The 12,949-nt window shown below is 34.1% G+C and carries 15 protein-coding genes; 9 read left to right on the top strand and 6 right to left on the bottom strand.

The window, feature by feature from the left end:
• The first annotated feature begins 65 nt into the window (after positions 1 to 65).
• Together MKX37_RS13695 and MKX37_RS13690 are read left to right on the top strand one after the other, a co-directional pair.
• Positions 66 to 1,556: an alanine/glycine:cation symporter family protein gene (locus tag MKX37_RS13695; protein WP_002185654.1), complete on the top strand. Its 1,491-nt coding sequence runs from the start codon at positions 66 to 68 to the stop codon at positions 1,554 to 1,556.
• 125 nt (positions 1,557 to 1,681) lie between these two features.
• Entirely contained in the window at positions 1,682 to 2,047 is a 366-nt protein-coding gene (locus MKX37_RS13690) for a carboxymuconolactone decarboxylase family protein (protein ID WP_002168216.1), read from the top strand.
• A gap of 54 nt (positions 2,048 to 2,101) precedes the next feature.
• Here the strand turns inward: MKX37_RS13690 and MKX37_RS13685 are convergent, their stop codons facing one another.
• A complete protein-coding gene (locus tag MKX37_RS13685) occupies positions 2,102 to 2,374 on the bottom strand; it encodes a hypothetical protein (RefSeq protein WP_033713265.1) in 273 nt (90 codons plus the stop codon).
• A gap of 1 nt (position 2,375) precedes the next feature.
• Complete coding sequence (locus MKX37_RS13680) at positions 2,376 to 3,017, bottom strand: HD domain-containing protein (RefSeq protein WP_003189790.1); 642 nt, start codon at positions 3,015 to 3,017, stop codon at positions 2,376 to 2,378.
• Positions 3,018 to 3,122: 105 nt separating this feature from the next.
• Here MKX37_RS13680 and MKX37_RS13675 point away from each other — a divergent pair, with 105 nt between their 5' ends.
• From MKX37_RS13675 to ppaC, 4 genes are all read left to right on the top strand, one after another.
• Entirely contained in the window at positions 3,123 to 3,626 is a 504-nt protein-coding gene (locus MKX37_RS13675; protein WP_048516846.1) for a GNAT family N-acetyltransferase, read from the top strand.
• Positions 3,627 to 3,881: 255 nt separating this feature from the next.
• Positions 3,882 to 4,397 carry a DinB family protein gene (locus MKX37_RS13670; RefSeq protein WP_078422346.1) on the top strand — a complete coding sequence of 172 codons (516 nt, stop codon included), beginning with the start codon at positions 3,882 to 3,884 and terminating at the stop codon, positions 4,395 to 4,397.
• A gap of 437 nt (positions 4,398 to 4,834) precedes the next feature.
• On the top strand, positions 4,835 to 5,500 hold the full coding sequence (locus tag MKX37_RS13665; protein ID WP_002127752.1) for a lytic polysaccharide monooxygenase: 666 nt from the start codon (positions 4,835 to 4,837) through the stop codon (positions 5,498 to 5,500).
• A gap of 151 nt (positions 5,501 to 5,651) precedes the next feature.
• On the top strand, positions 5,652 to 6,581 hold the full coding sequence (gene ppaC / locus MKX37_RS13660; RefSeq protein WP_002032629.1) for a manganese-dependent inorganic pyrophosphatase: 930 nt from the start codon (positions 5,652 to 5,654) through the stop codon (positions 6,579 to 6,581).
• A gap of 129 nt (positions 6,582 to 6,710) precedes the next feature.
• On the opposite strand, the gene MKX37_RS13655 is transcribed toward ppaC, so the two are convergent.
• Positions 6,711 to 6,899, bottom strand: coding sequence for a DUF4017 family protein (locus tag MKX37_RS13655; RefSeq protein WP_002012993.1), 189 nt, complete (start codon positions 6,897 to 6,899; stop codon positions 6,711 to 6,713).
• Positions 6,900 to 7,218: 319 nt separating this feature from the next.
• Between MKX37_RS13655 and MKX37_RS13650 the strand changes: the two genes are divergently transcribed.
• Both MKX37_RS13650 and MKX37_RS13645 read left to right on the top strand, forming a co-directional pair.
• On the top strand, positions 7,219 to 7,668 hold the full coding sequence (locus MKX37_RS13650) for a DUF6884 domain-containing protein (RefSeq protein WP_002127751.1): 450 nt from the start codon (positions 7,219 to 7,221) through the stop codon (positions 7,666 to 7,668).
• A 126-nt stretch (positions 7,669 to 7,794) separates the two neighbouring features.
• Positions 7,795 to 7,980 carry a hypothetical protein gene (locus tag MKX37_RS13645; RefSeq protein ID WP_002085081.1) on the top strand — a complete coding sequence of 62 codons (186 nt, stop codon included), beginning with the start codon at positions 7,795 to 7,797 and terminating at the stop codon, positions 7,978 to 7,980.
• A 51-nt stretch (positions 7,981 to 8,031) separates the two neighbouring features.
• On the opposite strand, the gene MKX37_RS13640 is transcribed toward MKX37_RS13645, so the two are convergent.
• The 3 genes from MKX37_RS13640 to MKX37_RS13630 all read right to left on the bottom strand — a co-directional run bounded on the left by MKX37_RS13640 (position 8,032) and on the right by MKX37_RS13630 (position 9,731).
• Complete coding sequence (locus MKX37_RS13640) at positions 8,032 to 8,484, bottom strand: hypothetical protein (RefSeq protein WP_002012998.1); 453 nt, start codon at positions 8,482 to 8,484, stop codon at positions 8,032 to 8,034.
• A gap of 137 nt (positions 8,485 to 8,621) precedes the next feature.
• A complete protein-coding gene (locus tag MKX37_RS13635; protein ID WP_002012999.1) occupies positions 8,622 to 8,978 on the bottom strand; it encodes a hypothetical protein in 357 nt (118 codons plus the stop codon).
• A 129-nt stretch (positions 8,979 to 9,107) separates the two neighbouring features.
• Positions 9,108 to 9,731 (bottom strand): hypothetical protein, encoded by a 624-nt coding sequence (locus MKX37_RS13630; protein WP_002127750.1) that lies wholly within the window; start codon positions 9,729 to 9,731, stop codon positions 9,108 to 9,110.
• Positions 9,732 to 10,823: 1,092 nt separating this feature from the next.
• Between MKX37_RS13630 and recQ the strand changes: the two genes are divergently transcribed.
• Positions 10,824 to 12,941 carry a DNA helicase RecQ gene (gene recQ / locus MKX37_RS13625; RefSeq protein ID WP_002013002.1) on the top strand — a complete coding sequence of 706 codons (2,118 nt, stop codon included), beginning with the start codon at positions 10,824 to 10,826 and terminating at the stop codon, positions 12,939 to 12,941.
• The last annotated feature ends 8 nt before the right edge of the window (positions 12,942 to 12,949 follow it).

Here is a 12,949-nt window from a genome sequence, read left to right as displayed (position 1 = left end):
ATAATAGTTGTCCGTTTTCTTATATATAAAATTGCTTTTTCAAAAGAATTATAAGGGGGATTTGGATGGAGCAGTTAGTAGAATGGTTAGTAGGGCAAGTTTGGAGTATTGGCTTAGTTGTTTTCGCATTAGGAGCAGGAGTGTATTTCACAATTGCAACTCGTTTTTTACAAATTCGCTATTTTAAGGAGATGATTAAACTATTATTTGAAGGGAAGAGCTCGGAGACTGGGATATCATCCTTTCAAGCATTTTGTTTGGCGTTATCAGGTAGGGTTGGAATTGGTAATATCGCAGGAGTAGCGACAGCTATCGCTTTCGGCGGACCTGGAGCTGTATTTTGGATGTGGGTGATGGCATTATTAGGAGCAGCTAGTGCATTTGTTGAATCAACATTAGCACAAGTATATAAAAGTAAAGTAGGCAATGAATACCGTGGTGGTACGCCATATTTCATTGAGAAAGGCTTGAAAATGAAATGGTTTGCGGTCATTGTAGCGGTCGTTGTAACACTATCATATGGCGTTTTATTACCAGGTATTCAATCGAGTAGTATCGCAGTTGGATTTGAAAATTCTAATGGTATTAGCAAATATATAACTGGTATATTGTTAGTCGTATTATTAGCAGCTATCATTTTTGGTGGCGTAAAGAGAATTGCGGGCGTTTCTCAAATGCTAGTTCCATTTATGGCAATTGGTTATGTAATTGTTACATGTATCGTATTAATTGCGAATGTAACGGAAATTCCAAGTATGTTTGCTTTAATTTTCTCAAGTGCTTTTGGTGTAAATGAAATGTTTGGCGGCATCGTCGGCGCAGCTATTGCATGGGGTGTAAAGCGTGCTGTATTTTCAAATGTTGCTGGTGTTGGAGAAGCAACGTATAGCTCTGCCGCTGCTGAAGTATCTCATCCTGCAAAACAAGGGCTAGTTCAAGCGTTTTCTGTATATATTGATACAATTGTAGTATGTACAGCGACAGCTCTTATGATATTAATAACAGGTATGTATAATGTAATACCTGAAGGGAAAAGCGCTATTGTAAAGAATATGGGAAATGTAGATGCAGGTCCAATCTATACACAACAAGCAGTTGAAACTGTTATGACAGGATTTGGTCCATTATTTATTTCAATCGCAATCTTCTTTTTTGCATTTACAACTTTACTCGCGTACTACTATATCGCTGAAACGACACTCACTTATTTAGATCGTGACCTCAAATATAGCTGGTTAAAACCAGTTTTGAAAATTGGGTTTTTAATTATGGTTTACATCGGTAGCGTAGAATCAGCTTCGCTATTATGGAACCTTGGAGATTTAGGAATCGGTAGTATGGCATGGTTAAACTTAATCGCGATTCTATTATTAAGTAAAACGGCATTAAAAGTGTTAAAAGACTATGAAACGCAGAAAAAAGAAGGGAAAGATCCAGTGTTTGATCCTAAAAATGTGGGAATTGAAGGTTTAACATTTTGGGAAGAAAGAAGTAAAGAGGTTGAAAGGAAAAATTCTAAAGAAAAAGTGTCAGTAGATAATGGGCTGAAACTGTAGATGTGCAAATTTAAAAGTAAAATAAACTGAAAATTCATTCTATTTTTTAAAGTAAATATTTGTATATGTCCTTTATTTTATCTCATACTAAAGTAAGTGTGAATAAATTGAATGGAGGATATACGATGGAAAATCAACAATATGGCTCTATAAATGATGTATTACTTGATTATAAAGAAGGTATAGGGAATTTTACGCAACAAATCCCTGAAATTGCAGAAACATATAACGCTTTTACACAAGCATGTTTTCAGGAGGGTACATTAACTAAAAGAGAAAAGCAGCTCATTGCATTAGGGATTAGTTTAGCAACACAAGACGAATATTGTACGATTTATCATACGAAGGGCTGTATTGACCAAGGATGTTCTGATAAAGAAATTTTAGAAGCTTGTGGTGTTTCAGCCGCGTTTGCTGGGGGAGCTGCAATGAGTCAGGCAGTAACCTTAGTACAAGAATGTCTGGTGGAATTGAAACATCAAAATCATTAAACAAGAAAAAGCCCTCCTTAAAATATTCTTTTAAGGGGGACTTTCTAGTTTAGTCTAATTTTTTTGAAAGAGTTTCAATTGCTTCATATAGTCGATAGCTTTTGTTTTATTACTCTGTTTAGAAACATAGTGTGCCTCGTTTAAATTTCTATAAAAACTATTAAATATTTCTTCAGAAAGTATGCCGTCAGAGATAGCTTTTTTTACTGCACAGTGTGGTTCATTTGTATGCGAACAATTAGAAAATTTACATTTCCGAGATATACCCGCAATATCTTCATATCCAAAATCAAAGTTACCTTTATGTTCTATCAAGTCAAATCCCATTTTAATATTCTATATTTTTATAAATCGATGTCTCTATATTAGGGAGAAGTGTGTATATGCTCTTACCAATTAAAGATTCTAATTCTTTCTTAATTGCATAGAATCCCTTCCAATGTAAAGAAGTGTGAGAGGTTGTGCCATGACGTAAACCAACTGAAACCAATCTTTTTTCAAGAGTAGTAAAGCCTTCCGCATCAGCAAGTGCGTCACAAAGGGTAATCACCTTATTGTATAAGTCGTAGTCACTGTTTTCATTCAATATTTCAATTAATCGGCTTTCCATATAATCAGGAACAATGCTCCACTCTGCCGCGATATCTAAATGCTCATTTTTGCAAGGAAATGAATGCGTCACACATATAATGGCGTTTCCTGTATACCCTAAATCATTCATATACATATAACCATCATAGGAATGAATAACAGATTTAGTAAAACCTTTATATCTTCCTATGTCATGCAGGAGGGCAGCGTTGTATGCTATATCAGCATCTAGGTCGTACCCATTATTAATAAGTTCAACAACTATCTTTTCAGTTGCAAGGGCAACATTACGTGAATGATCGAACCACGGACCTGGGTTTTGTTCATATGCCCACTGGAGTAATTCTCTTGCATATGTCCTATCTAATATATATTTCATATAGGTATCCTTTCTTTAAAAAATCATATATTTAATAATTTCATCTTAGAATTTCATTATTCCTTCTTTAAAAGTTGTTACAATGAAACAAAAGGGGGAAAAGGAATGCGAAGTATAGTAATAGAAGAAATTAAACGACTTGATGAAGACATTGAAGAGCTTTCTGAACTGTTGAAAACTGTAGTAAATGATGGGGCGTCAATTGGTTTTTTACCTCCACTGGAACAAAAAGAAGCAACAAATTATTGGCAAACTGTATTAGCACCAGAAGTGATATTGTATGTTGCTAAAATAAACAATGAAGTGGCAGGGAGTATTCAATTACATTTAGTTACAAAGCCTAATGGGATACATAGAGCTGAAATTTGCAAGTTAATGACTCATCCGAATTATAGACGAAATGGTATTGGGCGTTTACTTATGCAAAAAGCAGAAGAACGGGCAAAGCGAGAAAACAGATCTCTTTTAGTATTAGATACTAGAGAAGGAGATTCTTCCAATAGATTGTACAAGTCATTAGGCTTTCAAGAATCCGGTAAAATACCGGGGTATGCAATTTCTCCGAATGGTGAGTTAGATGCAACGGTTATTTATTATAAAATGATTTAGTATTTTTATTTAAAAAGAAGGATATTTTCAAACCACAAAGTTGTTATTAGGTCTGAGTATTGATTTATAAAAAGATTGATAAACCCCTGTATAATAGGGGTTTTCTTTTCATTCATTAACTTTATATTGAATGTTCAATTTGAGGGCCAATTTGTATAAGGTTTTAATAGGTTTATAAGAGGTATTATTTAAATAGGAATTTTGAAGTCTTTTGGTGAATATTAAATGTTAATCTAAAAGATGGAGGTTGCTGTGATGTTGAAACTGTTTCAATATAACTGGCAAGTTCGTGATGATTGGTTTACATTGTGCGAAGACATGTCGGCTGAAGAACTGGTAAAGAAACGGGTCGGTGGGCTCGGCAGTATACTACATACCCTATTTCACATTGTAGATGTGGAATATATGTGGATCTTAGGTTTGCGAGGTGAACCAGTGCCTGAGGAGCCATTGTTTGAAGATTATGCTAGCTTGCAAAAAGTGAAAAATCTTTCGGATCAATACCACGAGAAAGTGAAGCCATTTGTGACCTCTTGGACAAATGAAATGGATTCTCGGAAACTTTCAGAAACTGATTTCAATGAAGAACCGATTAGCTCTAGAGACGCCCCAATCAGGCGCCGAGTCATTGAATGTACACACGGAGAGATAATACGTCATGTCATTGTCCATGAAATCCACCATATCGGCCAGTTATCTATATGGGCACGTGAGATAGGAAAGGAGCCAGTTTCCGCAAATCTGAGAGGGAGAGGGCTATTTGATAACTAGACTACCTTTGCCAATTTCGTAATTTATTTATAAACGAATGGTTTAATTGAGTATATTTAAAGCGTGTTTAGATCAATCTTTTTCAAAACACACTTTTTCTTTGTATTATTTTATCTAGGTTTATAGAGTTAATGTAATCAAACTTTTTTCGAAGCTACACTGTGATATATAATTGTAAGTAATTATTAACTACTTTAACGCCGTTTGTATTTTCAGACGGTGTTATAAGTATTTAACAGTAAAACGACAAAATAAATAATAGATTTGATAACTGGTAATTAAAATGCGTGAAGAATTGATATTTTTGTATCTAGAAGAATTTGAGAAAGTTTTTAGAGGGTTCTTTTAGTAATACTCTTCCACTTATAATGGATGTAGAGAAGATGACTAGGCAACTATAGTTATTTTCATTTCATTTTTGGGAAGGGGATGAAAGAATGAAAAAGACAAGTTTACAAAAGGTGAAGAAGGTTATATTAAGTGGCGGGATATTACTTACGGGGTTATTAACATTTGGATTTTCAGAAAAGGCTTCAGCTCATGGGTATGTAGAATCACCAGCGAGCCGATCTTATTTATGTAAGCAAGGGGTAAATGTAAATTGCGGTCCAGTTCAATATGAACCACAAAGTGTAGAAGGAATAGGGGGTTTTCCGCAATTAGGACCTTCTGATGGACAAATCGCAGGAGCTGGCCATTTTCCTGCTTTAGACGTTCAAGCAGTTGATAGGTGGAAGAAAGTTACGTTAAACGGCGGGATGAATACATTCAAGTGGAAACTAACCGCTCCTCATAGTACGAAAGAATGGAAATACTACATTACAAAGAAGGATTGGAATCCAAATATGCCTTTAACAAGGTCTAGTTTAGATTTAGTGCCGTTCTATGTAAAAAATGATGGCGGAGTTAGACCGGGGACAACAGTAACGCATGAAGCAAATGTACCAACTGACCGTAATGGCTACCATCTTATTTTAGCTGTTTGGGAGATTGCGGACACTGGAAATGCGTTTTATCAAGTTATTGATGTGAACCTTGTGAATAATGGTTTAAATTCCAATTTTGCTTTTAACAATGTAGTGCAAGTTCCTAAACTATTTTAAATTAAATATACATTTTGATCATCTAATTCATTTTAGATGATTTTTTTTATGAAAAATATAGAAGAAACTGCAATTATTTATAAAAAAATGTGTCTAAAATATTGTCATATTTGCTTCTTTAAGATATCCTTTTCATGAAGAGGTGGAAAACATGGAAAAAGTACTAGTTTTCGGGCATAAAAACCCAGATACAGATGCAATTTGTTCTGCGATTGCTTATGCAGAATTGAAAAAAGAATTAGGAATGAATGCTGAGCCTGTACGTTTAGGCGAAATCAGTGGTGAAACTCAATTTGCGTTAGACTCTTTTAAAGTAGAAGGACCGCGTTTTGTTGAGACAGTAGCAAACGAAGTGGACAACGTTATTTTAGTTGACCATAACGAGCGTCAACAAAGTGCTAACGATATCGAATCTGTTCGTGTGTTAGAAGTTATTGACCATCACCGTATTGCTAACTTTGAAACAAGCGATCCTATTTACTACCGTTGTGAGCCAGTTGGATGTACAGCTACAATCTTAAACAAAATGTACAAAGAAAATGGCGTTACAATTCGTAAAGAAGTTGCTGGTTTAATGTTATCTGCAATTATTTCAGATTCTTTACTATTCAAATCTCCAACTTGCACAGAACAAGACGTAGCAGCAGCTCGTGAATTAGCGGAAATCGCTGGTGTAGATGCAGATAGCTACGGCTTAGAAATGTTAAAAGCTGGTGCTGATTTAAGCGGAAAAACAATGGAGCAATTAATCTCTCTTGACGCTAAAGAATTCCAAATGGGTAACGCGAAAGTTGAAATCGCACAAGTAAACGCTGTTGATACAAACGACGTTCTTGTACACCAAGCAGAACTTGAAAAAGTTATCACTACAGTAGTAGAAGAAAAAGGTTTGGACCTATTCTTATTCGTTGTAACTGATATCTTAACTAACGATTCTGTTGGTCTTGCGATTGGTAAAGCAACAAACGTTGTTGAGAAAGCTTACAACGTAACATTACAAAACAACACAGCTACTTTAAAAGGTGTTGTATCTCGTAAAAAACAAATCGTTCCTGTATTAACAGAAACATTCCAAGCTTAATATTATTGAGTATGGATAAAAGAAAGGACAAGTAGTCATATTGGCTACTTGTCCTTTTTATTATAAAATTACAGAAGAGCCTATTGGATGGAAATAAAAAAGGATAGCAATAGCTATCCTTCTTATCATTTATTCATAAGATCGTTTCTTATTTATATAAAATGTGATAATAGCTGCAATAATGAAAATAGGTATTGCGTACGCTTGCCCAACAAAGAATTTCCAACCTACAGTATTATAGCCCTCAGATGCTGGAATGATAATCGCGATGATACAAACAATAATATAAGCTAATAATGCTGGGAGTATATTTTTCATAGTTGTTCACCTCCTTTTTATACTATATTTATATATTGTGCTATTGAATAGAGATTGGGAGATTAAGTGTACTTGATTTTACGAAATCTTTACAAATTCACTAAAGGATGAGGAGTCTGCATGCTGTATGAAAGTGACTTTAGTACGGTGTGTTTATGTAATAATACATATGCTTAATAGACTGTTCTGAAATAAATTAAACCAAATATAGGATATAATGTAATTTTATCTTTCGAGATAAGTATATAGTATTCTGTAAAAAAATGTACTGAAAAATTGATATTTCATAAGAAATATAGAATCGAGGTAAGAAATAACGATGAAAAGGTTATGCATAATTCCATGCGGAAAGAAGAAAATTTGGGATAAGTACTCAGATTACAGAGAGGCAGAGGCAAAAGATGTATATATTAGTCCATTCGGAAAAGCATGTCAGGCGTATGCAACTGAGTTTTTCGAGAATTGGGTTATATTATCAGCAAAGCATGGATTTTTAAGACCAAATGATATTGTAAAGGGAAATTATGATCTTGCATTTGATTCAAATAGTAATGAGATTATTAGCATAGATCAATTAAAACAACAGATGATTGATAAAGATTTACTTCAGTTTGATGAAATAGTATTACTTGCAGGGAAGAAGCATAAAAAAGTTGTGACGAAGCTATATCCAGAAGAAATCATTACATATCCATTAGAAGGGTGTAAAGGAATTGGGTATATGTTGCAGAGGTTGAATGGGGCAGTGGAAGCGCAGAAGGAAGTATAGGGATAAATTAGTAATATAGATTCAAATTATACCAAATTAATACATTTAAAATAGACTAGTAAACAAGCCTTTTTACGTTTTTAAACATAGAATATGATGAACGCTATTGAGGGGAGAGTCATATTCATGTGTAATAATTGTGGTTGTAGACGCAGAGATTGTAATAGATTTTGGGATGATTTAATGTTTGGAAGATGTAGACGCAGAGATTGTGATGATTGTGGTTGTAGACGTAAACGTGACTGTGATTGTGATGATTGCCGTCGCAATCGTAAACGTGACGACGATGATGATAAATGTCGTAAGTGGTAATATTTTAAAAAGAGTACTTCGAAGTAAGTACTCTTTTTGTGTATAAACCTTTTAAATTCCATCTTGAACAGATTTTTTTTCAATTTCCCATGAATCCTGTTTTATAATCTTTAAAGCTACATTAGTACCATTAGATTCCTTATAAAAGATATATCCGTGGTTTGATTTAACGTAAGTTAAAGGCTCGCCAATACAATCTTTAGAACAAGATGTGTTGATAAGTTCAATTAAGGATAGTTCGCTAGGATCGGTTTTACTAGCATCTATAAGTGTATCAAGGTTTGTTTTACGAAAACCTTGTAAGTTTACATCGAAATTCTTTTCTATTTCTCCAGTAACGCTAGTATTCATTACTTCAACTGAATTTTTCTTTTCTAGAAGAAAACCATTTCCATAAAGGAATTTTGTATAACCAAGCCAGGCGATTAAAAATAGTATAAAAAACATACCAGTTGTTTTAAGTTTTCGAAGCCGTTTACTTACGATTGATTCTGAATATTTCATTCAGCCTAATCCTCCAATGTTTTTATTTTAAAGTATGCTTGGGTATATATATTTAGAAGGAGATGAAAGTTAGAGAGTTACTGATTCAAAAAAAGAAAGCATCTGAAGTTAGGTGCTTTCTTTTTGGATACTGTCCGCTATCTGTTAGTTACTTGTTTCATAAGCGGTCTTATTTCTTTAACAGGTGGTTTTTTATCATAGGCATCAACGTAAGAAAAGTAATAATTTAAGTTTCTAAGAAGTCCCTTTCCTATTTTTGTGCTTAAGAAGGGGAATACTTGTCCAGTATAATCATCGAGAGATTTACAATAGTATTTTTCATCTAAGTATATGCTGTATTTACATGTTAGTTCTACTAATGAGTTACCTTCATCATCAAATACTTCTTTAGAATCAATAATGTCTATTAATGCGAATTTTTCATTCAGATAAACTTTCTTCTTTTTCTCGTGCTTATTTGTGAGAATAAATACGAGACCAATTGCGTTAATCAAACTATTTCCTCCTATAAAAAACGGATATTAATAAAATATATCGATATACGTTAAATGTAAAGAGGAGTAGTGAAATATCATTGATAGAAAACTAAATAAGCCGATTTGTTTTTTCAAATCGGCTTATTTTTATTGAAATACTTGCGGAAATTGTTTTACGATTGCGTCTGTTATCATGTCGGCCATTTCTAATGCTTCTTTTTCAATTTTATCGTATAGTTTTACACTGGCATCATAATCTTTATTTAGGAAGGCAAGTGCTTCCGCTTTCGTTAACGCTAAATGCTCATAAAACATTTTTCTAAATTCTTCTTTTTCTATATGTGGATTGATACTAGTTAGAAACTCAACAATTTCGTCTCCATTAGCGTACCATTTCTTTTCTATAGCGGCCGCTTCGTTTTGATCACCAGCTTTTGCGGCTTTAACAAGATCAGCAGCGATTGTTAAGTGGTCTTTAATTAATGCACTATATTTTTTTACTGCATTTTCTCCGTAGAATGGTTCAAGTGATAGCCCCATGTGTGTTGCATTTTGTAGAAGACGTCCAACGGTAACGTTTACGTCGGGCAAGTTAAAGATGATGCCTATAATGGCTAATCGTGTCCAAGCAACGTGTTGTTCCCATAAAGAACGCATATATCCTTTTAGAAAGTTTTCGTTTTTACTAACTCGGTAATTTCGTACAAATGAATCGAAGTTTCCATTAGTGATATGATAAGGGGAGTAATACGATTGCCAATAAGTATACATAAATAGTTACACTCCTTTGAACATGTATATCTCACAATATGATAAACGTTATTTTTAAGTTACGTGTCCAAGAGATTTTTTGAGAGTTGGAAAAGGAGAAAGTTGAAGGGGAATGAAAAACACACTTATGATATATATGAATAAAAAGAATTTTAAAATAATAGAGGTCCTGCAAGGGAAATTGCAGGACCTCAAAAGGGTATTGCCGAGATGTCGGACTCGACTAAGTAATATTAACATAAAATTCTTTCAAAAAAACCTGGTAAATGTGTCCAAATGAGAAGGGTGCTTTTTAATAAAGTTAAAGGGATCTGCTTCCCGCGGCAGATCCCTTTAACTAGATAATGTTGATGAGCAAAAACTCATCTAGAGTACTTTTATAGTAACAAATGAAATTCACTTTGTGTATTGAGAAAAAATGAATTGCTTGTATGAATGTAGCGGATTTATATTTTGCTTTTTGGAATTATAATCATTTGTGGAGAGCGGAATAGGGTTCTAAAATGGAGAAAAGACTTTTCAGCCAGGCTACGATACATTGCAATATGTAAGTATAAAAAAAGACCTGCTAATTTAAGCAGGTCAACATAAGGGGTTTATCTAACAGATTATTATATATGGTAACAACTGTATTGTAGTAAGTCTATAAGTTATATGTTGAGAAAATTTGTTTGAATGATATATATTTGGCACATGTATTAACGTTTAAAAAGTTGAGAAAGGAAATTCATAAGCTTGCTATAAGAAAATAAGGGCTGATACTTATAAAATGATTCATATTTCCACGCATCATTATTAGAGAATTGGAGTTGTTTATTTGATGCTTTAGGTTTGTTGGAATTATTGTAACGACTCTTCATAATTTAACCTCCTCAAATTCATATGTATACGATTAGTAGTATTCTAGGAAGGTAAATTAAATGAATATTTATTTTGAAATTCTTTCTTCTTGTGTACTAGATTTGTTTTTTTATGTTGGAAAACGTAGGAAGCAAATAGAACTCAAATACTTATAAAATTCAAAGTGGCGAGAATCAGTTTGATGATATAATGGGAATAGATGAAAGATAAAGAAAAGCAGGTGACTCTTTTTTGTTTACAAAAGCACAAGAACTTTTAGCGTCTTATTTCGGTTATTCGTCATTCCGAAGAGGACAAGATGAAACAATTAAAAATGTATTAGATGGGAAAGATACAGTCTGTATTATGCCTACGGGTGGTGGTAAGTCAATTTGTTATCAAATTCCCGCATTAGTATTCGAAGGAACGACATTAGTTATTTCACCTTTGATTTCACTTATGAAAGACCAAGTAGATACATTAGTACAAAACGGTATTTCAGCGACTTATATTAATAGTTCTATTTCTATTACAGAAGCAAATCAACGAATTCAATTAGCGAAACAAGGCCATTATAAGTTACTTTATGTGGCGCCTGAGCGTCTTGATTCAATGGAATTTGTTGATCAACTTATCGATATGAAAATCCCGATGATTGCAATTGATGAGGCGCACTGTATTTCGCAGTGGGGACATGATTTCCGTCCTAGTTATTTACATATACATCGCATATTAGATTATCTTCCAGAAAAGCCGCTCGTATTAGCGTTAACTGCTACGGCAACACCACAAGTTCGTGAAGATATTTGCAATACGCTTGGAATTAATCAAGAAAACACGATTATGACAACGTTTGAGCGCGAGAACTTATCATTCTCTGTCATTAAAGGACAGGATCGTAATGCTTATTTAGCGGATTATATTCGTCAAAATCAGAAGGAATCTGGGATTATATATGCAGCTACAAGAAAAGTTGTCGATCAGTTATATGAAGATTTAGGGAAAGCAGGAGTTTCTGTATCGAAATATCATGCTGGTATGAGCGACCACGATCGAAATGAACAGCAAGAACTCTTTTTACGAGATGAAATAAGTGTTATGGTGGCAACATCTGCATTTGGAATGGGTATAGATAAATCGAATATACGTTACGTTATCCATTATCAACTTCCAAAAAATATGGAAAGTTACTATCAAGAAGCAGGACGTGCTGGTCGTGATGGATTAGATAGTGAATGTATTTTGTTATATTCTTCTCAAGATGTGCAAGTACAACGCTTTTTAATCGATCAATCAACTGGAGAATCACGTTTTTCAAATGAGCTTGAAAAACTCCAAAATATGACCGATTACTGTCATACAGAACAATGTTTACAATCATTTATTTTGCAATACTTCGGAGAAGAGCCGAAGGAAGATTGTGGTCGCTGCGGTAATTGTACGGACGACCGTGAAAGTATCGATGTGACGAGAGAATCCCAAATGGTACTATCTTGTATGATTAGGACGAACCAACGATTCGGAAAGCAAATGATTGCACAAGTATTAACTGGATCTAAAAATAAGAAAGTCATTGAATTTAATTTTCATACTTTGCCAACGTACGGTCTTTTATCAAACCGTAGTGTAAAAGAAGTCAGTGAGTTTATTGAGTTTTTAATTTCAGATGAGTTAATTGCAGTTGAACATGGTACGTATCCAACATTAAAAGTAACGGAAAAAGGAAAAGAAGTATTACTTGGTAAAGAGAATGTTTTACGCAAAGAACGAGTAGAAACGAGACAAATTGTTCAAGACCATCCTTTATTTGAAGTGCTTCGTGAAGTGCGTAAAGAAATTGCACAAGGAGAAGGTGTACCACCGTTCGTTATTTTCTCTGACCAAACGTTAAAAGATATGTGTGCGAAAATGCCACAAAGTGACTCCGAACTCCTAACTGTAAAAGGAATCGGAGAACACAAACTTGTGAAGTACGGGTCTCACTTCTTACAAGCAGTTCAGCACTTTATTGAGGATAACCCAAACTATGCGGAAACAATTAAGACTGAAGTTGTTTCAGAGAGTAAAAAATCAGGAAAAGCGTCAGCGAATTCTCATTTAGAAACGTATGAAATGTATAAACAAGGCATTGATCTAGATGAAATTGCTAAAGAACGTAGCTTATCAAGACAAACAATTGAAAATCATTTAATTCGCTGCTTTGAAGATGGAATGGAAGTAGACTGGAACAGTTTTGTTCCTGCAGAATATGAATCACTGATTGAAACTGCCGTGCAAAATGCAGAGGGTGGTCTGAAATCGATTAAGGACCAACTTCCAAATGAAGTGAGTTACTTTATGATTCGTGCTTATTTACAAATTAGAAAGTAGAGACATAT

The organism is Bacillus sp. FSL R5-0709, assembly GCF_038004785.1.
Taxonomy (GTDB): domain Bacteria; phylum Bacillota; class Bacilli; order Bacillales; family Bacillaceae_G; genus Bacillus_A; species Bacillus_A mycoides.
The sequence above is the reverse complement of the archived record's forward strand: the minus strand, read 5'-3'. Positions and strand labels throughout refer to the sequence as shown.

Bases quoted from the DNA above. Each gene is read 5' to 3' on its own strand.
- MKX37_RS13695 (WP_002185654.1), top strand. From the start codon at position 66: ATGGAGCAGTTAGTAGAATGGTTAGTAGGGCAAGTTTGGAGTATTGGC.
- MKX37_RS13690 (WP_002168216.1), top strand. From the start codon at position 1,682: ATGGAAAATCAACAATATGGCTCTATAAATGATGTATTACTTGATTAT.
- MKX37_RS13685 (WP_033713265.1), bottom strand. From the start codon at position 2,374: ATGGGATTTGACTTGATAGAACATAAAGGTAACTTTGATTTTGGATAT.
- MKX37_RS13680 (WP_003189790.1), bottom strand. From the start codon at position 3,017: ATGAAATATATATTAGATAGGACATATGCAAGAGAATTACTCCAGTGG.
- MKX37_RS13675 (WP_048516846.1), top strand. From the start codon at position 3,123: ATGCGAAGTATAGTAATAGAAGAAATTAAACGACTTGATGAAGACATT.
- MKX37_RS13670 (WP_078422346.1), top strand. From the start codon at position 3,882: ATGTTGAAACTGTTTCAATATAACTGGCAAGTTCGTGATGATTGGTTT.
- MKX37_RS13665 (WP_002127752.1), top strand. From the start codon at position 4,835: ATGAAAAAGACAAGTTTACAAAAGGTGAAGAAGGTTATATTAAGTGGC.
- ppaC (WP_002032629.1), top strand. From the start codon at position 5,652: ATGGAAAAAGTACTAGTTTTCGGGCATAAAAACCCAGATACAGATGCA.
- MKX37_RS13655 (WP_002012993.1), bottom strand. From the start codon at position 6,899: ATGAAAAATATACTCCCAGCATTATTAGCTTATATTATTGTTTGTATC.
- MKX37_RS13650 (WP_002127751.1), top strand. From the start codon at position 7,219: ATGAAAAGGTTATGCATAATTCCATGCGGAAAGAAGAAAATTTGGGAT.
- MKX37_RS13645 (WP_002085081.1), top strand. From the start codon at position 7,795: ATGTGTAATAATTGTGGTTGTAGACGCAGAGATTGTAATAGATTTTGG.
- MKX37_RS13640 (WP_002012998.1), bottom strand. From the start codon at position 8,484: ATGAAATATTCAGAATCAATCGTAAGTAAACGGCTTCGAAAACTTAAA.
- MKX37_RS13630 (WP_002127750.1), bottom strand. From the start codon at position 9,731: ATGTATACTTATTGGCAATCGTATTACTCCCCTTATCATATCACTAAT.